Annotated in this window: 22 protein-coding genes; 11 read left to right on the top strand and 11 right to left on the bottom strand. The window is 65.0% G+C overall.

Annotated features, from left to right (window positions below; all coding sequences use genetic code 11):
* Positions 1-8 precede the first annotated feature (8 nt).
* Together QX034_RS15890 and QX034_RS15885 are read right to left on the bottom strand one after the other, a co-directional pair.
* Positions 9-1,631: an MDR family MFS transporter gene (locus tag QX034_RS15890; protein WP_315701638.1), complete on the bottom strand. Its 1,623-nt coding sequence runs from the start codon at positions 1,629-1,631 to the stop codon at positions 9-11.
* A gap of 184 nt (positions 1,632-1,815) precedes the next feature.
* Positions 1,816-2,967, bottom strand: coding sequence for an HlyD family secretion protein (locus tag QX034_RS15885; protein ID WP_315701639.1), 1,152 nt, complete (start codon positions 2,965-2,967; stop codon positions 1,816-1,818).
* A 132-nt stretch (positions 2,968-3,099) separates the two neighbouring features.
* On the opposite strand from QX034_RS15885, the gene QX034_RS15880 reads away from it, so the two are divergent.
* Complete coding sequence (locus tag QX034_RS15880; RefSeq protein WP_315701640.1) at positions 3,100-4,011, top strand: LysR family transcriptional regulator; 912 nt, start codon at positions 3,100-3,102, stop codon at positions 4,009-4,011.
* Here the strand turns inward: QX034_RS15880 and QX034_RS15875 are convergent, their stop codons facing one another.
* The 3 genes from QX034_RS15875 to QX034_RS15865 all read right to left on the bottom strand — a co-directional run bounded on the left by QX034_RS15875 (position 4,012) and on the right by QX034_RS15865 (position 7,403).
* Positions 4,012-5,262, bottom strand: a complete 1,251-nt coding sequence (locus QX034_RS15875) for a LysM peptidoglycan-binding domain-containing protein (RefSeq protein WP_315701641.1) — start codon at positions 5,260-5,262, stop codon at positions 4,012-4,014.
* 68 nt (positions 5,263-5,330) lie between these two features.
* Positions 5,331-6,161: an SDR family oxidoreductase gene (locus QX034_RS15870; protein ID WP_315701642.1), complete on the bottom strand. Its 831-nt coding sequence runs from the start codon at positions 6,159-6,161 to the stop codon at positions 5,331-5,333.
* A gap of 333 nt (positions 6,162-6,494) precedes the next feature.
* Entirely contained in the window at positions 6,495-7,403 is a 909-nt protein-coding gene (locus QX034_RS15865; RefSeq protein WP_316195563.1) for a LysR family transcriptional regulator, read from the bottom strand.
* A gap of 119 nt (positions 7,404-7,522) precedes the next feature.
* Between QX034_RS15865 and QX034_RS15860 the strand changes: the two genes are divergently transcribed.
* Together QX034_RS15860 and QX034_RS15855 are read left to right on the top strand one after the other, a co-directional pair.
* Positions 7,523-7,798: a DUF3551 domain-containing protein gene (locus QX034_RS15860; RefSeq protein WP_315701644.1), complete on the top strand. Its 276-nt coding sequence runs from the start codon at positions 7,523-7,525 to the stop codon at positions 7,796-7,798.
* A 72-nt stretch (positions 7,799-7,870) separates the two neighbouring features.
* A complete protein-coding gene (locus QX034_RS15855) occupies positions 7,871-8,074 on the top strand; it encodes a hypothetical protein (RefSeq protein WP_316166073.1) in 204 nt (67 codons plus the stop codon).
* 54 nt (positions 8,075-8,128) lie between these two features.
* On the opposite strand, the gene QX034_RS15850 is transcribed toward QX034_RS15855, so the two are convergent.
* Positions 8,129-8,512, bottom strand: a complete 384-nt coding sequence (locus tag QX034_RS15850) for a cell division protein ZapA (protein WP_315701646.1) — start codon at positions 8,510-8,512, stop codon at positions 8,129-8,131.
* On the bottom strand, positions 8,509-8,847 hold the full coding sequence (locus QX034_RS15845; RefSeq protein WP_315703104.1) for a DUF4164 domain-containing protein: 339 nt from the start codon (positions 8,845-8,847) through the stop codon (positions 8,509-8,511). The genes QX034_RS15850 and QX034_RS15845 overlap by 4 nt, the downstream gene beginning before the upstream one ends.
* 324 nt (positions 8,848-9,171) lie before the next feature.
* On the opposite strand from QX034_RS15845, the gene tkt reads away from it, so the two are divergent.
* From tkt to QX034_RS15805, 8 genes are all read left to right on the top strand, one after another.
* Positions 9,172-11,157 carry a transketolase gene (gene tkt, locus QX034_RS15840; protein WP_315701647.1) on the top strand — a complete coding sequence of 662 codons (1,986 nt, stop codon included), beginning with the start codon at positions 9,172-9,174 and terminating at the stop codon, positions 11,155-11,157.
* A 239-nt stretch (positions 11,158-11,396) separates the two neighbouring features.
* Positions 11,397-12,404: a type I glyceraldehyde-3-phosphate dehydrogenase gene (gap, locus tag QX034_RS15835; RefSeq protein ID WP_315701648.1), complete on the top strand. Its 1,008-nt coding sequence runs from the start codon at positions 11,397-11,399 to the stop codon at positions 12,402-12,404.
* A gap of 103 nt (positions 12,405-12,507) precedes the next feature.
* Positions 12,508-13,701: a phosphoglycerate kinase gene (locus QX034_RS15830; protein ID WP_315701649.1), complete on the top strand. Its 1,194-nt coding sequence runs from the start codon at positions 12,508-12,510 to the stop codon at positions 13,699-13,701.
* Between the two features lie 60 nt (positions 13,702-13,761).
* Positions 13,762-14,829, top strand: coding sequence for a class II fructose-bisphosphate aldolase (gene fba, locus QX034_RS15825; protein WP_315701650.1), 1,068 nt, complete (start codon positions 13,762-13,764; stop codon positions 14,827-14,829).
* A 198-nt stretch (positions 14,830-15,027) separates the two neighbouring features.
* Entirely contained in the window at positions 15,028-16,050 is a 1,023-nt protein-coding gene (locus QX034_RS15820; protein ID WP_315701651.1) for a class I fructose-bisphosphate aldolase, read from the top strand.
* Between the two features lies 1 nt (position 16,051).
* Complete coding sequence (locus QX034_RS15815) at positions 16,052-16,723, top strand: thiamine phosphate synthase (protein WP_315701652.1); 672 nt, start codon at positions 16,052-16,054, stop codon at positions 16,721-16,723.
* A 16-nt stretch (positions 16,724-16,739) separates the two neighbouring features.
* A complete protein-coding gene (locus tag QX034_RS15810) occupies positions 16,740-17,837 on the top strand; it encodes a tetratricopeptide repeat protein (RefSeq protein WP_315742483.1) in 1,098 nt (365 codons plus the stop codon).
* A gap of 116 nt (positions 17,838-17,953) precedes the next feature.
* Positions 17,954-18,745 (top strand): inositol monophosphatase family protein, encoded by a 792-nt coding sequence (locus tag QX034_RS15805; RefSeq protein ID WP_315701654.1) that lies wholly within the window; start codon positions 17,954-17,956, stop codon positions 18,743-18,745.
* Between the two features lie 67 nt (positions 18,746-18,812).
* Here QX034_RS15805 and QX034_RS15800 read toward each other — a convergent pair whose 3' ends face one another.
* The 4 genes from QX034_RS15800 to QX034_RS15785 all read right to left on the bottom strand — a co-directional run bounded on the left by QX034_RS15800 (position 18,813) and on the right by QX034_RS15785 (position 25,029).
* Entirely contained in the window at positions 18,813-19,388 is a 576-nt protein-coding gene (locus QX034_RS15800; protein WP_315789500.1) for a hypothetical protein, read from the bottom strand.
* A 196-nt stretch (positions 19,389-19,584) separates the two neighbouring features.
* Entirely contained in the window at positions 19,585-22,734 is a 3,150-nt protein-coding gene (locus tag QX034_RS15795) for an efflux RND transporter permease subunit (RefSeq protein WP_315701656.1), read from the bottom strand.
* 4 nt (positions 22,735-22,738) lie between these two features.
* Positions 22,739-23,938, bottom strand: a complete 1,200-nt coding sequence (locus QX034_RS15790; RefSeq protein WP_315701657.1) for an efflux RND transporter periplasmic adaptor subunit — start codon at positions 23,936-23,938, stop codon at positions 22,739-22,741.
* A 275-nt stretch (positions 23,939-24,213) separates the two neighbouring features.
* Positions 24,214-25,029, bottom strand: coding sequence for a DUF1295 domain-containing protein (locus QX034_RS15785; RefSeq protein ID WP_315701658.1), 816 nt, complete (start codon positions 25,027-25,029; stop codon positions 24,214-24,216).
* Between the last annotated feature and the right edge of the window lie 108 nt (positions 25,030-25,137).

Genomic DNA, 25,137 nt, shown 5'->3' with positions numbered 1-25,137 from the left:
AGCACTTCCTAATGCGCTTCCCCCGCCGAGACGTGCCCGGGCTTCTTCAAGAACATCGCCGCGACCAGGGCCACGATCAGGGCGGCGCCGAGCAGGAAGAAGGTGTCGCTGAAGGCCTGGATGAATGCCTGCTTCTGCACGATGTGGCCGATCGCGACGAAGGCGCGGCGCGAGGCATCAGTGCGGTCGGCGATGCCATGATTGACGAAATACTGTGTGAGCTGATCGAGCCGCGTCCGCGTCGCCGGCTCGAACACGGTGACCGACTGCATCAGCACGTTGGAATGATACTGTTCGCGCTTGGTCAGCACGGTCTGCAGCACAGCAATGCCGACGGCACCGCCGAGATTGCGCATCATGTTGAACAGGCCGGAGGCCGAGCCCGCGTTCTCCGGCTCGATGCCGGCGGTCGCAACCGCCGACAGCGGCGCCATCACCAGCGCCTGCCCGATGGCGCGCACGACATTGGGCCAGAACAGCTGGTCGGCGGCGTAATCGTTGGTCATGAAGATGTTCATGAAGTTGGAGCCGGCGAACAGCACGAAGCCGATTCCGATCACGACGCGCGCGTCGAAGCGCTGCATCAGCTGCGGCACCAACGGGATCAGCACGAGCTGCGGCAACCCCGTCCACGCCAAGACCATGCCGATCTGCTCGGCATTGTAGCCCTGAATGCGCGACAGATATTGCGGCAGGATGAACACCGAACCGTACAGCGCAATGCCGAGCAGGAAGTTGGAGAGGATGCCGAAGCCGAAATTGCGCCGGAACAACAGGCGCAGGTTGAGCAGCGGCTTCTCGACGCTGAGCTCGATAAGCAAAAACGCCGTCAGCGCGAGCGTCGCAATGACCGAGAGCTTGACGATGAAGGGCGAGCCGAACCAGTCGTCCTTGTTGCCCTCCTCCAGCACGGTCTGCAGCGCCGACAGGCCGATCGCCATGGTGACGATGCCCGGCCAGTCGCCCTGGCGGAGCAGCGCAAGCTTCATCGGCTTGGGCTCCAGCGCATACCAGAGCATGCCGACCATGATCGCACCCGGCGCCAGGTTGACATAGAAGATGTACTGCCAACCGAAATTCTCGGTCAGATAGCCGCCGATGGTCGGGCCGATCGCCGGCGCGAACGTCGCGGACAGCGCAAACAGCGCGAGCCCCACCGGCTGCTTGGCGCGCGGCAGCAATGTGATGATCAAGGTGAATGCCATGGGGATCAAAACGCCGCCGGTGAAGCCCTGCACCGCGCGCAGCACGATCATCTGCGGCAGGTCCTGCGCCAGGGCGCAGGCCGCGGACAGCACCAGGAACAGGATCGCATTGGTCAAGAGATAGAGGCGGATCGAGAACACCTGGGCGAGCCAGCCGCTCAAGGGGATCACGACGATCTCGGCGACCAGATAGGAGGTCGAGATCCAGCCGCCGTCGTCGATACCGGCGCCGATCGCGCCTTGTATGTCGGCGAGCGAGGCATTGACGATCTGGATGTTCAACACCGCCATGAAGGCGCCGAGTGTGGCGCCGATCACCGCGATCCAGGTCTTGGCTGAGACGGTCGCAGAAGCGGCTGAACTCGGAGAATTTGGCGAGGCCGAAGCCGCGGACTGCACCGCAGTTGAGGGATGACGAGCGCTCATCGGCGCCTCCTGGAAGATAAATCTCGGACGATTCGTCCGTGGATGAAGTCTGGATTGCGTCGCTTCGCTCGCAATGACGGCCGGGGTTCGCCGTCATGCGCCCACAACTCTCGTCATCGCGAGCGCAGCGACGCGATCCAGTCTTTTGCCCGCGAGCAGCTCTTGCTCGCGGGACGTAAGAACATCAGCCGCCGTGCGGCCGGATGGCGTTGGCGGCCAGCCGCTTGGCTTCGTCGCGCGCGGCGAGCACGGTGGCCTTGGTATCGACGGTCGGCACCGCCGACATGCCCGGACGCAACAGGCCGGTCAGGCCGTGATCGTCGAGCACGATCTTCACCGGCACGCGCTGCACGATCTTGGTGAAATTGCCGGTCGCATTGTCCGGCGGAAGCAGCGCGAATTCGAGCCCGCTGGCCGGCGACAGGCTGTCGACATGGCCGCGCAGGGTCTGGTCGCGGAAGCCGTCGATGCTGATCTCGACCGACTGGCCGGCGCGCACGTAAGTGAGCTGGGTTTCCTTGAAATTGGCGACCACATAGACCGCATCCAGCGGCACCACGGCCATCAGCTGCGTGCCCGCCTGCACATATTGGCCGACACGCAGCGACCGTGCGCCGACCGTGCCATCAACCGGCGCAATGATCTCGGTATAGGAGAGGTTCAACGACGCCTGCTGCTCGACCGCGCGGGCCCGGGCAAGCTGCGCCACGGCCTTGGCGCGTTCGGTGGTGAGCACATCGACCTGCCGCTGCGCGGCAGCGAGCCCCGACTTCGCGCGCTGCGCTTGCGCGTTGCCGGCGCGCAATGCGGCATCGGTTTGCTGCGCCCGCTGCACCGTGCCGGAGCCGGTCTTCATCAGATCGTCGTAGCGGGCGCGCTCCTCCTGCGCGAATTTCAGATTGGCCTCGGCGGCGGCGACATCGGCGCTGCCCTGCGCGATGATCTGCTGCTGCAGTTCCAGCTGCGCATCGAGGTTATGGACCGAGGCGTCAGCCGCGGCGACGTCGGCGCGGGCCTGGTCGAGCGCCGTCTTGAAGTCGCGATCGTCGATCCGCGCCAGCACCTGGCCGGCGCTGACCTTCTCGTTGTCGCCGACCAGCACCTTGGCGATATAGCCGGACACTTTGGGCGAGATGATCGTGGAATCCGCCTTCACATAGGCGTCGTCGGTCGACTCCAGGTAGCGCCCGACGGTCAGATAATCGTAGCCGTAACGGGAGGCGGCAACGGCGCCGAGCACCAGCAGCAGCCCGAGCCCAGCCCGCTTGATCGCCGTGCGCGATGGGCGGAGACTCGTTTTCTGTTTTGCTTCAGAGACATAGGCAACATTTGACATGGCTTGCTCCGGACGCTGCGCGTGACAGAGGCGCCGTCCTTTGCAGCTGTAGATGCGATGTCCTGCGGCTCGTGATAATCCGTCCAAATCTGAAAGGATTATCCGGTCAGAGCGGACAATCGGAGATCGGACATGGACCGCTTTGCCAGCCTGACCGCCTTCGCCGGGGTGGTCGAAACCGGCGGCTTTTCAGCCGCGGCGCGCCGCCTCAACATGTCGACCACCATGGTCAGCAACCATGTGCAGGCGCTCGAGGACCGCCTGGGCGTCCGGCTGCTCAATCGGACCACCCGGAAGGTGAGCCTCACCGAGATCGGCAAGGCCTATTACGACCGCACCGCGCAGATTCTCGCCGATCTCGAGCAGGCGGACGACATCGCGAGCGCCTTGCACGCGACCCCGCGCGGCACCCTCCGGGTCCATTCGGCGACCCATATCGTGCCGTTCATCGCACCGGTGGTGGCGCACTTCCTCTCCAGCTATCCAGACGTCAAGGTCGAGCTGATGATGGGCGAGACCAGTGTCGATCTGATCGAGGAGGGTTTCGACGTGGCGCTACGGCTGACGACGCCGCCGGATTCCAGCCTGATCGTCCGCAGCCTCGCGACCTGGCGGCATGTGCTGTGCTGCTCGCCAGGCTACACGGAAAAGCATGGGCCGCTGCAAACGCTGGACGAGTTGAGCGCACGCAACTGCTTCCGTCACGCCAACTATCCGTTCGGCACCGAATGGCGCTTCGTCGATCGGGACGGGCACCCGGCATCAGTACGCGTGTCCGGCAATCTCGTATCGAGCAGCGGCGAGGCCTTGCGGCGTGCAGCGCTCGAGGGCGTCGGAATTGCGCTCGCGGCCGGCTTTCTGGTGCGCGACGATCTCGAAGCCGGACGGCTGGTGCGCCTTTTGCCCGAGTACCGGCCGGTGGAGATGTCGATGAATGCGGTTTACCCACACCGGCATCACCTGTCCGCCAAGGTCCGGGCCTTCATCGACATGCTCGTTCGGCACAGCGCCGAGCACCAGAAGCTGATCGACCCCTATGCGTAATTACGGCCGCTTTGGAAGCACGAAGACCTGGCCGGGATAGATGAGGTCGGGATTTCGGATCTGCTCGCGGTTAGCCTTGTAGATGACGGCGTAATGCGCGCCGATGCCAAGCGCCTTCCGGCTGATATGCCACAAACTATCGCCGCGGGACACGGTGACGGTGGCGATCTTGGATACGACCACAGACGACGGATTGCCTTCATCCGGCGGGACAGTGCCGGAGGCGTCGGCCGATGCCGTCTGCCGCGCCGCACCTTTCTCCGGCGCGGCCGCTGCAGGCTCCCGGGGCGACAGCGCAGCCGTCATCTCGGGCACCGTGACCGGCACCTCGGCGCGGCTGCGGACTTTTCCAGATCCGGACTCCACCTCGTCGAGCCTGACACGATAGCGGCCCGGCGCCACGCCTTCCTTGATCGTGATGGCAACCCGCCCGTCTGCGCCGGCCGTCGCAGACGCGATGAAGCTGTCGTTGAGATAGAGCCTGACATCGGCGCCGGGATGCGCGCGGCCGCTCACCTGGAGCTTGCCGGAGGCATCGACGTCGGCCGTCTCCACCGCCACGCTCTCCGCCGGACCGGTCGGGCGCGATAACACGACCGTCGGCTTATCGGGGGTCATCAGCGCCACCATCGGCCGCTCGCCGGCAGATTTCTGGCGCTCGCTGGTGGGATCGATCACCACTGCCACGCTCTGCTTGGACGCGATCTCCTTGCCGTCCGGCTGCCTGGCGCGCAGGGTCAAGTCGTAGGTTCCGGGTGGCAGCGGGCGCGGCACCATCGCGAACTGTCCGGACTTGCCCACAACCGCCCGATCATGCACTTCGCCATTGCGCAACAGCTCGACCGTCGCACCGGGCGCCGCCCGGCCGGCGACCACGGCCTCGCCCGTCGGCTCGACACTGACGACATCGAACGACGGGGTGCCGTCGTCCGGTGCCGAAGGAGATGGCGATGGTCCCAGCGTCGCGGCGAGATCGCTGGCCTGTTTCTGCACCCCGGCGAGGGTCGTGGGGGCGGCCTGCTGCGAAGTCGGCGGCTTCGCAGCATCGCTGTCGTTGCTCGCCGAAGGCGCGACGGGGGCCGGCTGATCATGGCGTGTGAACAGGTCGCTGAAATAGAGCGGCGCCAAGCTACCGCTGACGACAATCGCCACCAGCAACAGGATGACTCGGATGTTCGATGTCCTGCTCACCACGTTCATCGACTGGCCGGACCCGTTAAGCGCGACGAATTGTTCCCTGATCACAATCACGAAACCGGCTCGACATTGCGCCTCCTCAGGCCATTCATCAAGCCCGTCGTAGCACTGTCCCCGCAGAGTTAACTCGCCCAGTTGTCGCGGAATTCGGGAAACAGCGAGACGCCGCCGCAGGCATAGAGGGTCTGGCCGGTGATGTAGCTCGCCTCGTCCGAGGCAAGGAATGCGAACACGGCGGCAATCTCCTCCACCGTGCCGACCCGCCCCATCGGGATGTGGGATTCAACAGCGGCGCGCTTGACCGGATCGTCGGTCCAGGCCGCGTTGATCGGCGTGTCGATGGCACCCGGGCCGACGGAGTTGACGCGAATGCCGCGGCCGGCGAACTCGAGCGCCAGCGTACGGGTGAGACCCGCCATCGCGCTCTTTGAGATCGAATAAGCGAGATAGCCTGGTTTCGGGATGATCTGATGGACGCTCGACGTGTTGATGATGTTGCCTCCTTCGCCGCGCGCAACGAAATGCGCCAGCGCATGTCGCGCACAGAGCACGGCGCCGGTGAGATTGACCTCGAGGATCTTGCGATAGGTTTCGACGTCCAGCGCCTCGCTCGGCGACTCCCGCTGGAAGCCGGCATTGTTGACCAGGCAGTCGAGCCGCGGCCAGCGCGACAGCAGCGTCTCGAACATGGCGTCGATATCGGCCTCGACGCCGATATCGGCATGCACGATGACATGGTCGCGCTTCTCATGTCCGCGCGCGGCCGAGGCCGCCTGGACCCGCGCCAGCGCGTCTTCCGCCGCCGCGCGCGGACCGATGTAGTTGAGGGCGACATGCGCCCCCTCCTGCGCGAAGCGAATGGCGACCGCACGGCCGATGCCTTGCGGCGCCCCGGTGACGAGGGCGTAGCGGTCGAGAAGGCGGGACGGGAATTGGGGCGGATTGGCTGACATGCTCTGCTCCGGCTTCAGGTGCGCGCTCAAGCTCTAGCAGACTCGCACGCCCAAATGGAGTTCCGCTTGTTTCGATCGCGCGTGCAACAAATCGGGTAGGGTGGACAAAGCGACTTGTCCGCCGTAGCCCGAAGGGCGAAGGCGGAGGCGTGCCCACCAATTTTTTCCAGCTCGATAGGCCGTGGGCACGGCGCTCCGCGCCTTTGTGCACCCTACAACTCTGCAGAACGACAAGGCAGGTATCGAGACGATGATGCGCGTGATCAACGCCTGGCGCGGCCGCGATCACCGAGACATCCGCGGACAGATGGACACAGCACTCAGGAGAGTGCCCTATGCCGGCTGCTTCTTGCGCCAGTCCTTGACGAAGCGGAGAAACACCTGGAGTGGCGCCGGCGTCTGCCGGCGGCTCGGATGATAGAGAAAAAGTCCGGGAACCAGATCTTCCCAACCGTGCAGAACTCGGACCAGCCGGCCGGTCGCGAGATGCCCGCTCACGATCGGCTCAGGGAGATAGGTGATCCCGACGCCATCGAGAGCCGCATCCAGCTGCAATTCGACGTCGTTGATCGTGAGCGACCCCTCCACCGAAATCTCAACGCGCTGACGGCCTTTCGCGAAGGCCCATGGTTGTATCGCGCCGTCACCGGGGCGCCGATAGCGGATGCAGTTATGAGCATGCAGGTTCTGCGGCTGCAGCGGAGCGGGATGGGTCGCGAGATAGGCCGGCGCGGCAACCGCGAACAGCCGGAAGTCGTCGGTGACCCTGACGATCTTCATGTCGCGCTCGACCATGCTGCCGAGCCGGACACCCGCATCGAAGCGATTCCTGACGATGTCGCTCTCGGTATCATCGACCGCGAGTTCCAGACGGATGTCCGGATAGGCAAGCAGGAACGGCTCGATGAGAGGAACGAGCACGCGAGATGCGAAAGCGCGGACCACGGCCAGGCGCAGCGTTCCCATCGGCTTGTCGCGGAAGAGATTGACGTTCTCGAGCGCGTCATCGACGGCGCGCAGGATCGGCTGCACCTCGCGCAGCAGGCGTTCGGCAGCTTCCGTAAGCGCGACACTCCGCGTCGTGCGATTGAACAACCGAACGTCGAGCCGGTCTTCGAGCGCACGGATGGTCTGGCTCACGGTCGGCGGCGAGAGTCCGAGCTGAGTCGCAGCGCGGGTGAAGCTGAGCGATTCCGCCACCGCAGCGAAGGCAGCGAGCTCGCCGATCTCCAAGCGGCTCATTATTTGGCCTTTTCAAATAAGCTATTTGATTTCATCGGAATTATCAAAATAACAGATCGCCGGCAAGTTGGACTCATGGAGCATCGCCCGATGCCCCTCCTCCAACACTGGGTACACACATGACCATCATCTCCCGGTCGATCCGTCTCTCCGCCGCGGCCGCCTGCGCCGCCATATCCGTCACTGCCACAGCGCCGGCCGCACGTGCCGACGATTACTGCCTGATGAGCACCAGCGGCATGCGCGGTTGCGGCTACACCAGCCTCGCGCAGTGTCAGGCCCGGGCCTCGGGCGCCTCGGGCTATTGCGATCCCAACCCGTTCGGCAGCAGCGCCAACGCGAGCAATGCGATGGCCCAGTCGACGGCGCGACACAAGACCCGCCGTCACGACTGATCGCCCTCGCGTTGCGATCGCCTTCGCTGCGGCACAACGGAACCGCGGCGCGACGCGGCATGAACCGGCAGCATGCTGATCCTCGGCACGGCGATCGGCGCGAACTCCAGCTTCAGCCGTCACGGCATCGGCGGCGCGTTCGTGCTCGGCTTCGTCGGGCTGAGCCTCGGCGAGCTGGCCGCCCCCTGGTGCCAGTTCGATTTTGCGGCGTCATTGCTAGCGAAGCGAAGCAATCCAGATTCTTCGCGTAACCCTGGATTGCTTCGCTCGCAATGACGGAGCAAATAACACCGCTGTCGCGCTAGACAGCTGTTAGTACGCGTCGGGCTCTCACCCGATCGCGACGCCGCCGCCGATGGTGCGGTTCAAAACCTGCGTCGTTTTCTCGATGCGCTCGGCGGCGGCGTTGAGCGCTTTCGCCACGGCCGTCTGGGTCGCGCGGGCGCGGTCGGTAGCCTGGTTGCGCACGCTGCGCAGGCCTTCGACCTCCTCCTCCAGCGCGCGCACGCGCTGATTGGAGTCGATCAGTTCGTCACACACGGTGAGCGCCGCCATCACCGTCAGCCGGGCGTCGCCGATCTCGCCGAACTTGCCGCGCAGATTGGTGATGCGCGCTTCCAGGCTCTCGGCGAGCTTCAGCAGCCGCAGTTCCTGGCCTTCCTCGCACGCCATGCGATATTGGCGGCCGTTGATGGTGACGTTGATGTGGCTCATTCCTCGGCATCCTCGTCGTGACTTCCGCCACCGTTGAGCACCGCGCGAATGGTGCCGATCGCAGTGTCGAGCCGCTCGGCGATCTCGCGATTGGCGCGCTCGAGCTTGCGCGACTTCATCAGGGAGCCGTCGAGCTCATCGGCGAGCCGCGAACGATCGGCGCCGAGCGCCTGGATCCGTGTCGCCAGCTCGTCTTCATCGCGATCGGCCTCGCGGCGCCGTTCCACCGCACTCTCCAGCGCGTCCAGCGCCGCCATCAGGCGACGGGTCGCCGCTTCCAGCTCGAAAGCGGCAGGTTCCGCCTGGCCGGGAAGCGTGGCGGCATGATCACTCAGATGATCACTCATGGGTCGGACGCGGGCCCTTCGAGAAGCGCCCGCCGCGGGTCAAAAGCCGCCGTCCGGCAAGCGCTTACGGGCAGAAACTTACGTGCCGGGCGAGGAAAGCGCAACGCTGCGGCAAAACTATGCACTGCTAAGCGGATTTCCCGTATTTGTCCGGATAGCGCCTGCCGCACCACGGAACGGGGCGCGGGTTTCCGCGTTTGATTGCCTTTCACTCCCGGAACCGAGGTGCTATCCAGCCCGGAATCTCGCACCATCCGCCGTTACCGGCGGGCTCCTCGTACACGGCATCTCATTTCAAGACGGATCTCCATCATGACGCAGGTCGATCATTCCCGCATGGCCAATGCCATCCGCGCGCTCGCGATGGATGCCGTCGAGAAGGCCAAATCGGGCCATCCCGGCCTGCCGATGGGCGCGGCCGACGTCGCCACAGTGCTGTTCACGCGCTTCCTGAAATACGATGCGGCGGCGCCGGCCTGGCCCGACCGCGACCGCTTCGTGCTCTCCGCCGGCCACGGCTCGATGCTGCTCTACGCGCTGCTCTATCTGACCGGCAACGAGGAGATGACGCTCGATCAGATCAAGCGGTTCCGCCAGGTCGATTCGCTGACGCCGGGCCATCCGGAGAATTTCCGCACCAAGGGCATCGAGACCACCACCGGCCCGCTCGGCCAGGGCATTTCCACGGCGGTCGGCATGGCGCTCGCGGAAAAGATGCTGCAGGCCGAATACGGCAAGAAGATCGTCGATCACCATACTTACGTGCTGGCTTCCGACGGCGATCTGATGGAAGGCATCTCGCAGGAAGCGATCGCGATGGCCGGGCACTGGAAGCTGAACAAGCTGATCGTGCTCTATGATGACAACGGCATCTCGATCGACGGACCGACCTCGATCGCCGATTCCGTCGACCAGGTGAAGCGCTTCAAATCGGCCGGCTGGGCTGCCGAACTGATCGACGGCCATGATCCCGCTGCGATCGCAACTGCGATCGAACGCGCGCAGAAATCGAGCAAGCCGTCGCTGATCGCCTGCAAGACCACGATCGGCTTCGGCGCGCCGACCAAGGCCGGCACCTCCAAGGTGCATGGCGAGGCGCTCGGGCCTGAGGAGCTGAAGGGCGCCAAGGAGAAGCTCGGCATCTCGCAGGAGGCGTTCTTCGTGCCGGAAGACGTGCTGAAGGCTTGGCGCGAGGCCGGGTCCCGCGGCGCCGCTGCGCGCGCCGAATGGGACGGGCGGCTCGCCGAGATGGGCCCGCGCAAGCGCGCCGAGTTCGAGCGCCGGCTGCGCCACGAGCGCCCCGCTTCGCTGGCGAAGGCGCTGAAGGACCACAAGAAGGCGCTGTTGGAAAATCCGCTCAACATCGCCACCCGCAAATCCTCGGAAGCCGCGATCGAGGTGATCGCCGCCGCGATGCCGATGGAGTTCCTCGCAGGCAGTGCCGACCTCACCGGCTCCAACAACAACAAGGCGAAGTCGGCGACCTCGTTCTCGGCCAAGACGCCGAAAGGCCGCTTCATCCATTACGGCATCCGCGAGCACGGCATGGCCGCGTGCATGAACGGTATCTTCCTGCATGGCGGCTTCGCGCCGAACGGCGCCACCTTCCTGGTGTTCTCGGACTACGCGCGGCCGGCGATGCGGCTGGCGGCGCTGATGGGCGCGGGCGTGGTCTATGTGATGACCCACGACTCCATCGGTCTCGGCGAGGACGGCCCGACGCACCAGCCGGTGGAGCATCTGGCGGCGCTGCGGGCGATCCCGAACATGCGCGTGTTCCGGCCCTGCGACGCGATCGAGACCGCCGAATGCTGGGAGCTCGCGCTCAACCGCACCAACGGTCCGACCGTGCTGGCGCTGACGCGGCAGAACCTGCCGCAGCTGCGGACCAATGCGCCGGCGGACAACCCGTGCGGCCGTGGCGGCTATGAGCTGGTAGCGGCTCAGGGCGAAGCCAAGGTCTCGCTGTTCGCGTCCGGCTCCGAGGTCGAGATCGCGGTCGCCGCCCAGAAGCAGCTCGCCGAGCGCGGCATTCCGGCGCGGGTGGTCTCGGTGCCCTCGCTGGAACTGCTGCTGGAGCAGCCGGCCGAAGCCCGCGCTGCCGTCATCGGTAACGCACCGGTGAAGATCGCGATCGAGGCCGCGGTGCGCTGGGGCTGGGATGCCGTGATCGGCAAGGACGGCGAATTCATCGGGATGCATTCGTTCGGCGAAAGCGGCCCCTACAAGGAGCTCTACAAGCATTTCGGCATCACCGCCGAGGCCGCGGTCGAAGCCGCGGTGAAGCGGTTGTCGTAAAAAAAGGGGGGCGCGCCGAGCGGGATCTCGGCGCGGTTCACCACGTTCCCTGGCACGCCAGCCGGGGAAGGCCAGATTGGCCGCAAGGGGCGGTTGAGCGATCGCAAAAAAAGGACTACGAAAGAGCCATACTATCCGCTCCCGTCCGGCAGAACCGGGCGTTAACACCGCGAAACACCCTGGTGGGGCCTGCATGGGTCCTCTCGCAGGGGTGAGAAACGTCATTGAAGGAGACGAAGATGGCAGTCCGGGTCGCAATCAACGGGTTTGGCCGCATCGGCCGTAATATCCTGCGCGCTATCGCAGAATCCGGCCGCAAGGACATCGAAGTGGTCGGGATCAACGACCTCGGCCCGGTCGAGACCAATGCCCATCTGCTCCGTTACGACTCCGTGCACGGCCGCTTCCCAGGCACCGTGACCGTCGAGGGCGACTCGATCAGCCTCGGCAACGGCAAGATCAAGGTCAGCGCCGAGCGCGATCCCACCAAGCTGCCCTGGAAGGAGCTCGGCGTCGACATCGCGCTGGAATGCACCGGCATCTTCACCGCCAAGGAGAAGGCCTCCGCGCACCTGACCGCCGGCGCCAAGCGCGTGCTGGTCTCGGCGCCGGCCGATGGCGCCGACGCCACCATCGTCTACGGCGTTAATCATGAAAGCCTGACCAAGGATCATCTGGTCGTCTCCAACGGCTCCTGCACCACGAACTGCCTCGCCCCGGTCGCCAAGGTGCTGAACGACACCGTCGGCATCGAGACCGGCTTCATGACCACGATCCACGCCTATACCGGCGACCAGCCGACCCTCGACACGCTGCACAAGGACCTCTACCGCGCCCGCGCCGCAGCGATGTCGATGATCCCGACCTCTACCGGCGCCGCCAAGGCGATCGGCCTCGTGCTCCCTGAGCTGAAAGGCAAGCTCGACGGCGTCTCGGTGCGCGTGCCGACGCCGAACGTCTCCGTGATCGACCTGAAGATCGTCGCCAAGCGCAACACCGATCCGAAGGAGATCAACGAGGCGATGAAGCGCGCCAGCGAGCAGGAGCTGAAGGGCGTTCTCGGCTACACCACTGCGCCAAACGTCTCGATCGACTTCAACCACGATCCGCACTCCTCGACCTTCCACATGGACCAGACCAAGGTGCAGAACGGCAACTTCGTGCGCGTGATGTCCTGGTACGACAACGAGTGGGGCTTCTCCAACCGCATGGCCGACACCGCCGTCGCGATGGGCAAGCTGCTGTAACCACATTCACCGTCATGCCCGGCCTTGTGCCGGGCATCCACGTCTTGGCCACAAGGCAAGCAAGACGTGGATGGCCGGGTCAAGACGGACGGAGATGTTCGACATGAAACTATTCCGCACCCTCGACGACGTCGACGTGAAGGGCAAACGCGTGCTGCTGCGCGTCGACCTCAACGTTCCCATGGACAACGGTCACGTCAGCGACGCCACGCGGCTGGAGCGCGTCGTACCGACCATCACCGAGCTCTCCGACAAAGGTGGCAAGGTGATTCTGCTCGCGCATTTCGGCCGCCCCAAGGGCCGCGACGAGAAGGAGTCGCTGAAGCCGGTCGCAGCCGCTCTGGCGGAGGTCGTGAAGCGTCCGGTCGGCTTCGCCGACGACTGTATCGGCGAGGCGGCCGCAAAAGCGACCGCCGCGATGAAGGATGGCGACATCCTGTGCCTGGAGAACACCCGCTTCCACAAAGAGGAAGAGAAGAACGATCCGGCCTTCGTCGCGGAGCTCGCCAAGCTCGGCGACATCTGGGTCAACGACGCCTTCTCCGCCGCGCATCGCGCCCACGCTTCGACCGAAGGTCTCGGCCACAAGCTGCCGGCCTATGCCGGCCGCACCATGCAGGCCGAGCTCGATGCGCTCGAGAAGGCGCTGGGCACGCCTGCCCGGCCGGTGATCGCGATCGTCGGTGGCGCCAAGGTCTCGACCAAGATCGACCTGCTCGAAAACCTCGTCACCAAGGTCGACGCGCTCGTCATCGGCGGCGGCATGGCCAACACCTTCCTGCATGCGCAGGGCGTGCAGATCGGCAAGTCGCTGGCCGAGAAGGACCTGGCGCCGACCGCGCTGAAGATCCTGGAGAAGGCGGAAGCCGCGAACTGCGCGATCATCCTCCCCGTGGACGCGACAGTGGCCTATCATTTCCAAGCCAATTCGCCCTCATTCGCCTATGGGCTCGATGCCATTCCGCCCGACAGCATGATCCTCGACGTCGGCCCGCAATCGACCGCCCGCATCCATGCCGCGATCGACGATGCAGCGACGCTGGTCTGGAACGGCCCGCTCGGCGCGTTCGAGATTGCGCCGTTCGACCGCGGCACCATGGTCGCGGCCAAGCATGCGGCCGAGCGCACCAAGGCCAAGAAGCTGATTTCGGTCGCCGGCGGCGGCGACACCGTGGCGGCGCTCAACCAGGCCGGCGTCGCGCATGATTTCACCTATGTTTCGACGGCCGGTGGCGCCTTCCTGGAATGGATGGAAGGGAAACCGCTGCCGGGCGTGGAAGTTTTAAAAAATCGCTGACTTTGGACATACGAGGCTCGAGGCTTGCTCGCACCGGGCCCACAACGGAGAACAGGATCGATGGCTCGCATCACGTTGCGTCAACTGCTCGACCACGCGGCGGAGAACGATTACGGCGTCCCGGCCTTCAACATCAACAATATGGAGCAGGCGCTGGCGATCATGGAGGCGGCCAACGCCGTCGATGCGCCGGTCATCATCCAGGCCTCGCGCGGCGCCCGTGCCTATGCCAATGACGTCATGCTCAAGCACATGATGGATGCGTTGACCGAGATCTATCCGCACATCCCGGTGTGCGTGCATCTCGACCATGGCAACGAGCCCGCGACCTGCATGACGGCGATCCAGTCCGGCTTCACCTCCGTCATGATGGACGGCTCGTTGAAGGCCGACGGCAAGACCCCGGGCGACTGGGACTACAACGTCAACGTCACCAAGACCGTGACCACGATGGCGCATCTCGGCGGCATCTCGGTCGAGGGCGAGCTCGGCGTGCTCGGCTCGCTCGAGACCGGCATGGGCGACAAGGAAGACGGCCACGGCGCCGAGGGCAAGCTGTCCCACGATCAGCTGCTGACCAATCCGGACGAGGCCGTGAAGTTCGTGCGCGAGACCAAGGTCGATGCGCTCGCGATCGCGATGGGCACCTCGCATGGCGCCTACAAGTTCACCCGCAAGCCCGACGGCGACATCCTCGCCATGGGCGTGATCGAGGAGATCCACCGCAAGCTGCCGAACATGCATCTGGTCATGCACGGCTCCTCGTCGGTGCCGCAGGAGCTGCAGGACATCATCAACACCTATGGCGGCAAGATGAAGCCGACCTGGGGCGTACCGGTCGCCGAGATCCAGCGCGGCATCAAGAACGGCGTGCGCAAGATCAACATCGACACCGACAACCGCATGGCGATGACCGGCCAGATCCGCAAGATCCTGCAGGAGCACCCGGAAGAGTTCGACCCGCGCAAGTATCTGAAGCCGGCGATGGAGGCGATGACCAAGCTGTGCAAGCAGCGGCTCCAGGAATTCAACACCGCGGGCCAAGCCTCCAAGATCAAGCGCGTGCTGACCACCGCCGAGATGGCCAAGCGCTACGCCAAGGGCGAGCTCGACCCGACGGTCGCCTAAGCATGTCCCGCGCTGTCTCCTCGCCCCGCTTGCGGGGCGAGGCCACCTGACCAGCGCCTGGCGCGCGCTTCTCCAATAGCCACTTCGGCCTTCACGCCTCCGGGAACCCTGCCCCGCCCACAACAATGTTTTCTCGGCATCCGCCCGAGAACGGTCTATTTTGGCGAGCAGGGCAGGTGCACTCTGGAGCATGCCGTCATGAACCTCTCCGATCTCAACGACGTCGCGGTTGCCATGGTGACGCCGGGCAAGGGCATCCTGGCCGCCGACGAATCCACCGGCACGATCAAGAAGCGGTTTGATGCGATCAAGGTGGAGTCGACCGAGGAGAGCCGGCGTGACTATCGCGAGATGCTGTTTCGCAGCGCCGAGGGAATGAGCTACATCTCCGGCGTCATTCTCTATGACGAGACCATCTGGCAGCACGGCAAGGACGGAACGCCGCTGATCAAGCTGATCGAGCAGGCCGGCAGTATTCCCGGCATCAAGGTCGATGAGGGCACCCATCCCCTTCCCTTCTGCCCCGGCGAGACGATCACGGCCGGCCTCGACAGGCTGGCGGATCGCTTGACGAAGTACTATGCGCAGGGCGCGCGGTTCGCCAAATGGCGCGCCGTGATCGACATCGGCAACGACATCCCCTCCATGACCGCGATCCATGTCAATGCGCATGCGCTGGCGCGTTATGCCGCGCTGTGCCAGGAGGCGCAGATCGTGCCCATCGTCGAGCCGGAAGTGCTGATGGACGGCGATCACAACATCGACCGCTGCTACGAGGTCACGCGGCGCGTGCTCAACGAGGTCTTCCGCGAACTCCGCGTCCAGCGCGTTGCGCTCGAGGGCATGATCCTGAAGCCCAACATGGTCGTGCCGGGGAAGAAATCCATGAAACAAGCCTCGGTGCAGGAGGTGGCGGAGAAGACGGTTCGTTTGCTCAAGGAATGCGTCCCCGCGGCCGTTCCCGGCATCGCCTTCCTCTCCGGCGGTCAGTCCGACGAGGAGGCCACCGCGCATCTCGATGCAATGAACCGCATCGGCCATCTGCCGTGGCGTCTGACCTTTTCATACGGCCGGGCCCTGCAGGCGGCGCCGCAAAAGGCATGGTCCGGCAAGGCGGAGAACGTGGCGGCCGGCCAGCGCGCATTCGCGCATCGCGCTCATATGAACAGGCTCGCCAGCCTCGGCCAATGGGCAGCCGAATTGGAACGGAAGGCGGCATAACGTGTCGGGCAAAACGACCCCACAGCGGCCGGCGCCGCGGCTTTATCTTGCAACGCCCGTGGTCGCAGACCCGGCGCCGCTGGCCGCGAGCCTGCCAGGCATTCTCCGCAGCGGCGATGTCGCCGCCGTGCTGGTGCGGCTGAAAGAGAGCGATCCGCGCAGCATGATCAGAAACGTGAAAGCGCTGGCGCCCGCAATTCAGGATGCGGGCGCTGCGCTGTTGATCGAAGGGCATGCCGACATCGTGGCGCGCGCCGGCGCCGACGGCGCGCATCTGACGGGCCTCGCTGCGCTCGACGAGGCCCTGCCGAGCCTGAAACCGGACCGCATCGCCGGCGTCGGCGGGCTCGCCACCCGGCACGATTCGATGACGGCCGGCGAGCGCAGCGCCGATTATGTGCTGTTCGGCGAAAAGGATGCGGACGGCAAGCGGCCGTCCGTCGACGCTATTGCAGAACGGCTGTCATGGTGGGCCGAGCTGTTCGAGCCGCCTTGCGTCGGCTATGCCGCAACGCGCGAGGAGGCGATCGAATTCGTGGCCGCCGGCGCCGATTTCGTCCTGGTCGATGACCTCATCTGGAACGATGCGCGCGGCCCCGCTGCGGCCCTTTCCGATATCGACAGCGCCATCAAGCAGGCCTATATGGCGATCCCCGCGGCGCGAGCCGGATAAGGGTAACGCCATTAAGATGCCGATGCTGCGCCTGACATCCGTTCTCACGGTTTTGCTGCTCGCTTCGACCAGCGCGCTTGCGCAGATCTCGCTGACCCCGCCCGGCATTCAGCAGCCGCCCGCCGAAAAGCCCAAGGCCGTCGAAAAGCCGGTCGAAAAGCCGAAGCCGCCGGCGAAAAAGCCTGTGCCTGCACCGGGCGCTTCCGCCAAGCCGCCCACGCCGGCCGCTCCGCCCGCGAGCCAGCCCTCCGCCAACGCGCTCCCGACCGCGAACGACCCCAATGTCGACCTGGTCTATGGCGCCTATCAGCGCGGCCAGTACAAGACCGCGTTCGACCTCGCCACGGCGCGTGTGCAGACCGGCGATGCCAAGGCCATGACGATGCTGGGCCAGCTCTATGAAAATGGCATGGGCGTCCGGCGCGACTTCGACAAGGCGGCGACGTGGTACAAGCGTGCCTCGGAGGCCGGGGACCGCGAGGCGATGTTTGCGCTGGCGATGATGCGGCTGGCCGGCCGTGGCGGCCCGACGGACAAGCAGGAGGCGGTGAAGCTGCTCGCCTCCGCCGCCAAGCTGGGCGAGCCCAAGGCGGCCTACAATCTCGCTCTGCTCTATCTTGACGGCCAGACCCTGCCCCAGGATCTGAAGCGTTCGGCCGAGCTGCTGCAGATGGCGGCGGACGCCGGCAACCCCGAAGCACAATATGCGCTGGCAACCTTCTACAAGGAGGGAACAGCGGTTCAGAAGGATCCGGAGAAGGCCGCACGGCTGTTGCAGGCCGCAGCGCTCGCCGACAATGTCGATGCCGAGGTCGAATACGCGATCGCCCTCTTCAACGGCAGCGGGACCCCCAAGAACGAAGCAGGCGCCGTGGCACTGCTGCGGAAGGCCGCCAAGCAGAACAGCCCGATCGCACAGAATCGGCTGGCCTGGGTGCTATTCTACGGTGTCGGCGGCACGCCGATGGACCGGGTCGAGGCGTACAAATGGCATCTGGTCGCCAAGACCGCCGGCAAGGGCGATCCCAAGCTGGACGAGAAATTCGCCGAATTGAGCCCCGAGGAGCGCGCCAAAGGCGAAGAAGCCGCCAAGCGCTGGATCGGGGCCAAATGATCCGCCCTTGACGCCGCGCCCTGTACAGGGCACCCACAGCTCTCATTCATCCATCCTCATCTCCCTGTCGGGAGAGATGCGCGCCGCAAGGTGCATCAGCCAGCCGTATCGAGCTCATGATCCATTCCGCCCTCATGAACGTCATGGTCAAGGCCGCGCGCCGCGCCGGCCGCAGCCTCAAGCGCGATCTCGGCGAGATCGAGCACCTGCAGGTGTCGCTGAAGGGACCTGCGAATTTCGTCTCGCGCGCCGACAAGCGGGCCGAAGAGATGATCTATGAAGATCTCGCCAAGGCGCGGCCGGGCTACGGCTTCATCGGTGAGGAAGGCGGCGTGCGCGAGGGCAGCGACAAGTCGCACACCTGGATCGTCGATCCCTTGGACGGGACCACCAACTTCCTGCACGGCATTCCGCAATTCGCGATCTCGATCGCGCTCCAGCGCGAGGACGCCGTGATCGCGGGCGTCATCTACAATCCCGCCAATGACGAGCTCTATATCGCCGAGCGTGGCAAGGGCGCATTCCTCAACGATCAGCGACTGCGCGTGGCCGCGCGGCGCCAGCTCCACGAGTGCGTGATCGCGTGCGGCCTGCCCCATATCGGACGCGGCGATCACGCGCTGTTCATGCGCGAGATGACCGCGCTGCAGACCAAGGTTGCGGGTCTGCGCCGCTTCGGGGCAGCTTCGCTCGACCTCGCTTTCGTGGCGGCCGGCCGGCTCGACGGCTATTGGGAACGGGACCTCTCGCCCTGGGATATCGCGGCAGGCACGATCATGGTGCGCGAAGCCGGGGGCACCGTCTCCGGCATCGACGGCAAGGACGATGCTCTCACCACCGGTCACGTCGTCTGCGGCAACGAGGTCATTCACCGCGAGCTGGTGAAGGTGCTCAAGGCGGCGGCGTAAGGCTGACGTAGGATGGGCAAAGGCGCATTGCGACAGCGCTTTGCCCACCCTACACTCTGGAGTTACGTCAGCGGCGACCGCTGGTGAAGGCGGACGGCGTCTCGCCGGGCAACAGCGGTGATCTGATGTCGCTGTCGAGACGATCCGACTGCTGTCCGGTATAGCTGAGACCGAACGACAAGCTGACATTTGGCGCTGGCTGAAACTCGATGCCCGCATTCGCGCGATAGGCGGGCAGAGTCGCGGAATTGGAATCGAAGGCGGCGAAAGCGCTGCTGCCGCGGTCGACTTTCAAAGTGTCGAAACCGCCATACAGCGCGACACCGCTCTTGAACCTGTAACCGAACTGCGAGCCTTCTGCCGTCAGAGAGCCGAGCGAGCCATACGCGTTCAGCCCCTGCATGCTCAGGCCCGTGCTGTTCAAGGCGGACCAGTTGTTCGAGTAACTGTAGCGCCGCGTAAAGAAGCCGCTGTCCCGGCCGCTTGCATCGAAGCTTGGGAAGTTACCGTAACTGTCCAGGCTCTCACCGGCGCTCCCCAGGTCGACGGGCCAGCCAGGAACCCAATACTGAATTGGAGCCATCTGGGCATGCGCCGTCGGCCAGCCCAGCGAGAGCGCAGCCAAGGCCAGCGCGAGACTCAATCTGCCTGCGAAGTTCGACATTTCGTTACCGTCATGTGATGCCGGATTATACGCTTACGGCGCCGAGAATGCCAGTGGCGGCCTCGAGCGCAGGACGATGCGCCGACCACGGAGTGATCGACGTCAGGCGTTGTCCATCGTCAGCCACATGATCGGACCCTTGGTCAGCCGGATGGCGGCTTTGTGGAGACACCACCTACAAGTTCACCGGCGACGGCGGACCATAGACCTCGTCCTGCGGCGCGACGCTCTCGCGGTCGCCCGCGAGCACGCGCTGCACCGAGACGAAGAACACCGGCACCATCAGAAGCGCCAGGATCACCACCGCGATCATGCCGCCCATGACGCTGGTGCCGAGCGCCTGCTGGCTGGCACCGCCGGCGCCTGATGCAATCGACATCGGCAGCACGCCGCAGACGAAGGCAAGGCCCGTCATCACGATCGGACGGAAGCGCAGGGAGCACGCCTCGATCGTCGCCTCGACCAGCGGCTTGCCATGGGCGCGCAGGTCCTTGGCGAACTCGATGATCAGGATCGCGTCCTTGGCAGCGAGGCCGATGATCGTGATCAGGCCGACCGTGAAATAGACATCGTTGGGCAAGCCGCGCAGGCTTGCCGCTACGACGGCGCCGAGAATGCCGAGCGGCACCGTGAGCAGCACCGCGAGCGGAATGGTCCAGCTCTCATAGAGCGCGGCCAGACACAGGAACACCACGAAGGCCGACAGCGCCAGCAGGAACGGCGCCTGCGAACCCGACAGCTTTTCCTGCAGCGATTGTCCGGTCCATTCATAGCCGAAGCCGCGCGGCAGCTTGGACGCCAACCGCTCCATCTCTTCGATCGCGTCGCCCGAGGTGTAGCCCGGCTTGGCTTCGCCCGAGATACGCACTGCGGGATAATAGTTGAAGCCGGCGATCTGCATCGGTCCTTTCGCCCATTCGACCGAAGCGAAGGAGGAGAGCGGCACCAGCTGGCCCCTCGCATTCTTGACGCTGTAGTTCAGGATGTCGTCCGCATTCATGCGGCTCAGCCGATCCGCCTGCACCACCACGCGCTGCATGCGCCCGCGGTTCGGGAAATCGTTCACATAGTTCGAGCCGAGATTGGTCGAGATCGTGTTGTTGATGTCCTCGAAGGTGACGCCGAACGCGCCGGCCTTCTCGCGATCGATGGTCAGGTTCACTTGCGGGCCCTGCGGCAGGCCTTCGATATACACCTTCTGCAGCACGGGACTGGCATTGGCGTCCGCGATCAGACGGTCCGCGGCCGCCGTCAGCGCCGCATAGCCCTTCTGGCCGCGGTCCTGCAGGCGGAAGCTGAAGCCTGAGGAGTTGCCGAGATTGTCGATCGGCGGCGGCTGCAGCGCAGTGATCTTGGCGTCGCGGATCGAGGCGAGGTCGCGGTTGATGTCGGCAACGATCGCGGCCGCACTGTCCTTCGCACCGCGCTCCGACCAGTCCTTCAGCGAGATGAAGGCCTGCGCCGTGTTGATGCCCTGCCCGGCATAGCTGAAGCCGGTCAGGAAGGTGACGTTGTCGATGCCGGCCCGCTCCGACAGATATTTCTCGACCCGCTCAATTGCTCCCAGCGTCCGTGCATAGGAGGAATCGGCCGGCGTCTGCACGTCGGTGGTGATGAAGCCCTGGTCGTCGACCGGCAGGAAGCCGCCGGGCATCCTGACGAAGGCAAAGGTCAATCCGCCGAGCAGGATCGCGTAGATCAGCATCAGCCGGCCGGTGCGCCCCAGTGCGCCTCTCACGACACCGCCGTAGCGATTGCGGCTCAGATCCATGAAGCGGTTGAACCAGCCGAACACGCCTTTCTTGGCGTGGCCGTGCCCCGCCTGCACCGGCTTCAGCAAGGTCGCGCACAATGCCGGCGTCAGCGACATCGCGAGCAGCGCCGAGAAGCCGATCGCCGCCACCATGGTCACGGAGAACTGCCGGTAGATGATGCCGACCGAGCCCGGGAAGAACGCCATCGGCACGAACACGGCCATCAGCACCAGGGTGATGCCGATGATGGCGCCCGTGATCTGCGACATCGCCTTGCGCGTCGCCTCCTTCGGCGGCAGCCCCTCCTCGGACATGATGCGCTCGACATTCTCGACCACGACGATGGCGTCATCGACGAGGATACCGACCGCCAGCACCATGCCGAACATGGTGAGCATGTTGATCGAGTAGCCGAGCAGCATCAGGGTGGAGCAGGCGCCCAAGAGCGCGACGGGCACGACGATGGTCGGAATGATGGTGTAGCGGAGGTTCTGCAGGAACAGGAACATCACGACGAAGACCAGCCCCACCGCCTCAAGCAGGGTATGCAGCACCTTCTCGATCGATGCCTCGACCACCGGCGTGATGTTGTAGGGAATTTCGTAAGTGATGTTGGCGGGGAAGAAGCGCGACAGCTCCTTCATCTTGGCCTCGACAGCGCTCGCGGTCGCCAGGGCGTTGCCGGTCGGCGACATCAGCACCGACAGCCCGGCGGTCGGCTTGCCGTTGAGGCGGGTGTTGAACTGATAGCTCAGGCCGCCGATCTCGATGCGGGCGACGTCGCGCAGCCGCACCGTCGAACCGTCGGCATTGGCGCGCAGGATGATCGAGCCGAACTCATCGGGCGAGTCGAGCTGGCCCTTGACCAGCACCAGCGCCGAGGTGCGTTGGCCCGATGTGGCCGGCTCGGCGCCGATCGAGCCCGAGGCCACCTGCGCGTTTTGCGCACTGATGGCCTTCGTCGCGTCATCGGCGGTGAGGCCATAGCCCATCAGCTTGGCCGGATCGAGCCAGACCCGCAGCGAGCGCTCGGTCGAATACAGCGTGGCGCGACCGACGCCCGGAATGCGCCTGATTTCGCCGAGCACGTTGCGGATCATGAAGTCGCCGAGCCCGACCTCGTCGAGGCTGCCGTCGGTCGAGCGCAGCGTGATGATCTGCAGCACCGCGCTGGACGCTTCCTCCACCAGGATGCCCTGCTGGATCACCGCGCGCGGCAGCCGCGCCTCGACGCGCTTGAGGCGGTTCTGCACCTCCACGGAGGCGTCGTTGGTCGAGGTGCCCGGCACGAAATTGGCCGTGATCTCGACCTGGCCCAGCGAGTCGCTGGTGGATTCGAAGTTCAGGATGCCGGAGGCGCCGTTGAGTTCCTCCTCGATCAGCCGCGTGACGCTGTTGTAGAGGTTCTCGGGCGAGGCGCCGGGATAGCTGGTCGAGATCGAGATCGAGGGCGGCGCGATGATCGGATATTGCGCGATCGGCAGCAGCGGAATCGAGATCGCGCCGATCAAGCAGATGAACAGCGCGACGACCCAGGCGAAGATCGGCCTGTCGATGAAGAAGCTCGGCATGAGCTTACCTCGTCGCCGACGATTGCACCGAGACGGCCTCGGCCGAGGAAACCTCGGTCCAGGCTTGCGGCGCGACCTTGTCGCCCGCGGCGAACTTCTGGAAGCCTTCGACCACGACCTTGTCGCCCGCCTTCAGACCTTCGGTGACCAGCACCAGGCCGTCCTGGATCGGTCCGGTGCGGATCGGCTGCGCCACGACGCGGTTGTCGTCCCGGACGACGAAGATCTCGCTGCCGCCGCCCACAGTGCGCTGAACCGCCTGCTGCGGCACCCCGACGGAGTCGCTGTCGATACCCTGCTCGATCCGCACCCGGACATACATGCCGGGCAAGAGCTCCCGCTTCGGATTGGCGAACTCGCCGCGCAAGGTGACCTGGCCGGTTGCGGCATCGACCTTGGCTTCAGAGAACAGCAGCTTGCCCGCAACCGGATAAAGCGTGCCGTCGTCCAGCAGCAGCCGGACCTTGATCGCATCGTGCACGATGCGCTCGAGATCGCCGGATTCGAACGCGCGCCGGAGGCGGTGCATTTCGGTGACCGACTGGGTGAAGTCGGCATAGATCGGGTCGAGCTGCTGGATGGTCACCATCGAGGTCTCGTTCTGCACCGCGAGCGCGCCCTCGCTGACCTGGGCCGCGCCCACGATGCCATCGATCGGCGCACGCACCGTCGCGTAATCGAGATTGAGATGAGCGCGGGCCAGATCCGCCTTGCGGGCTTCGACGTCAGCAGCCGCTTCGCGCTCGCCGGCGATCGCCTTCTCGTTTTCGACTTCAGGCGTGGCGCGTTCCTTGAACAGCAGAGCGATCCGCCGCGCCTGCTGGACGGCACGCTCGTGCACCGCTTCGGCCTTGGCCAGCGCAGCCTTGGCGGACAACACCTCGACCTCGAACGGCTTGGGGTCGATCCGGTAGAGCGGATCGCCTGCCTTCACCTCGCTGCCCTGGCGGAACAGCCGCTCGACCACGATGCCAGAGATCCGAGGCCGCACGTCCGACACCCGCGTCGGCGCGATGCGGCCCGGCAGCTCGCGAACGATGGCGCGGGCCTGCTGCTCGACGGTAACGATCCCGACTTCGGGAATATCAACCTGATTAGTCGATGACGCTTGGGCCGTGGTGGCATCGTCGCAGGCGGCGAGAAGTGGCGCGACGACTGCGAGCAGCAATGCGCTGCAAACCAATGACGCGCGAAGACGAGACATGAAAGATGAGCTCCTGATAGTTGGAGTAACGGCTGACTATGCGACGGGATGACCTTGCGCTGTTCTGGCGCTGCCGACGCCAACATAGAAGTGAGCTGGTGCAGCGCAATGCGGATTGCGGCGGCTTGATGTCACACGGAGGTATGTGCCTGAAGAAACAACGCGATTTTCGATTCACCGGATTGTGAGCCGGCCGAGATCGAGCGGAACTCAGGGTTCCCGCAGCGCCGATCGCGACTCTTGGTCCGATGGCAGCGACAGAATCTCGCAGGCACTCATGCCGCAGTTTCCCTGCGGGGCGGCAGCGGGAAGAAGGCGCTGGTGCGCGCCTGATAAGCCTGATAGCAGGCGCCGCGCGAGCGCAGCATCTGCTGTTCCAGCGGCGGAATGCCGGTCACATGCACCAGGATCCAGTACATGACCAGCGGCGCCAGCAGGCCGGCTGCTCCCCAGGGATGATCCGGCGATAGCGCGATCACGGGATACGACAGCCAGCACACCCATTCGAAAAAGTAGTTGGGATGCCGCGACCATCGCCAGAGTCCGACATCGCAGACTTTTCCGCGGTTGGCCGGATCGGAGCGGAAGGACCTCAATTGACCATCGGCGAGGGCTTCCCCTGCGATGCCGAGCAGCAGGATCAGCGCGCCCAGGCCATCTTGTGCGCGCAGATCTCTCGCTGGTGCATGAGCTGCAACGAAAATGGCGAAGGCGAGCGGGATGGAGCCCCAGGCCTGCTGCTGCAGGAACAGGAACATCCGACGGGGAGCGGCCAATCCCCATTGCTTGGCGAACTCGGCATAGCGGGGGTCATCACCGCTCTTGGCGGTGCGCAGGGCGACATGTGTGCCTAGCCGCAGCGACCAGATCGTAACCAGGATGGCGACAAGCCATTGCCGGGCGTTCGGCGCCGTCCCGGTCAACGGCCACAAGGCGCCGGCGGCACCAACCAGCCCGACCGAAAACGTCCAGATGGTATCGACCCAGCCGGAATTGCCGGTGCCCTGCTGCACCGCCCAGGCCAACGCCATGAGGATGGAGAGCGAGAGGCCAATCAGCAGCACGGCTGCCAAATATCCAAGGATGGTCATGACAAATGCCGGGCGTTCCCGCTAAATATCAACTGAAATACGCACCGACCGCTGACCGGTTTCGGGACACGATTCCATGCAGAGTGCGGGATTGCAGCAATCGCAGCT

Origin of the sequence: Bradyrhizobium sp. SZCCHNR3119 (genome assembly GCF_032487775.1) — a bacterium.
In the GTDB taxonomy this organism is placed as follows: Bacteria; Pseudomonadota; Alphaproteobacteria; order Rhizobiales; family Xanthobacteraceae; genus Bradyrhizobium.
Note: the sequence above shows the minus strand (reverse complement) of the source record. Positions and strands in the feature narration are given on the sequence as shown.

What these genes read in the sequence shown, in the direction of transcription:
- QX034_RS15795 (WP_315701656.1), bottom strand. Translation starts at nt 22,734, where the DNA reads ATGCCGAGCTTCTTCATCGACAGGCCGATCTTCGCCTGGGTCGTCGCG.
- tkt (WP_315701647.1), top strand. Translation starts at nt 9,172, where the DNA reads ATGACGCAGGTCGATCATTCCCGCATGGCCAATGCCATCCGCGCGCTC.
- QX034_RS15805 (WP_315701654.1), top strand. Translation starts at nt 17,954, where the DNA reads ATGATCCATTCCGCCCTCATGAACGTCATGGTCAAGGCCGCGCGCCGC.
- QX034_RS15855 (WP_316166073.1), top strand. Translation starts at nt 7,871, where the DNA reads ATGCTGATCCTCGGCACGGCGATCGGCGCGAACTCCAGCTTCAGCCGT.
- QX034_RS15785 (WP_315701658.1), bottom strand. Translation starts at nt 25,029, where the DNA reads ATGACCATCCTTGGATATTTGGCAGCCGTGCTGCTGATTGGCCTCTCG.
- QX034_RS15890 (WP_315701638.1), bottom strand. Translation starts at nt 1,631, where the DNA reads ATGAGCGCTCGTCATCCCTCAACTGCGGTGCAGTCCGCGGCTTCGGCC.
- QX034_RS15850 (WP_315701646.1), bottom strand. Translation starts at nt 8,512, where the DNA reads ATGAGCCACATCAACGTCACCATCAACGGCCGCCAATATCGCATGGCG.
- QX034_RS15870 (WP_315701642.1), bottom strand. Translation starts at nt 6,161, where the DNA reads ATGTCAGCCAATCCGCCCCAATTCCCGTCCCGCCTTCTCGACCGCTAC.
- QX034_RS15820 (WP_315701651.1), top strand. Translation starts at nt 15,028, where the DNA reads ATGAACCTCTCCGATCTCAACGACGTCGCGGTTGCCATGGTGACGCCG.
- fba (WP_315701650.1), top strand. Translation starts at nt 13,762, where the DNA reads ATGGCTCGCATCACGTTGCGTCAACTGCTCGACCACGCGGCGGAGAAC.
- QX034_RS15865 (WP_316195563.1), bottom strand. Translation starts at nt 7,403, where the DNA reads ATGAGCCGCTTGGAGATCGGCGAGCTCGCTGCCTTCGCTGCGGTGGCG.
- QX034_RS15880 (WP_315701640.1), top strand. Translation starts at nt 3,100, where the DNA reads ATGGACCGCTTTGCCAGCCTGACCGCCTTCGCCGGGGTGGTCGAAACC.
- QX034_RS15790 (WP_315701657.1), bottom strand. Translation starts at nt 23,938, where the DNA reads ATGTCTCGTCTTCGCGCGTCATTGGTTTGCAGCGCATTGCTGCTCGCA.
- gap (WP_315701648.1), top strand. Translation starts at nt 11,397, where the DNA reads ATGGCAGTCCGGGTCGCAATCAACGGGTTTGGCCGCATCGGCCGTAAT.
- QX034_RS15830 (WP_315701649.1), top strand. Translation starts at nt 12,508, where the DNA reads ATGAAACTATTCCGCACCCTCGACGACGTCGACGTGAAGGGCAAACGC.
- QX034_RS15860 (WP_315701644.1), top strand. Translation starts at nt 7,523, where the DNA reads ATGACCATCATCTCCCGGTCGATCCGTCTCTCCGCCGCGGCCGCCTGC.
- QX034_RS15885 (WP_315701639.1), bottom strand. Translation starts at nt 2,967, where the DNA reads ATGTCAAATGTTGCCTATGTCTCTGAAGCAAAACAGAAAACGAGTCTC.
- QX034_RS15810 (WP_315742483.1), top strand. Translation starts at nt 16,740, where the DNA reads ATGCCGATGCTGCGCCTGACATCCGTTCTCACGGTTTTGCTGCTCGCT.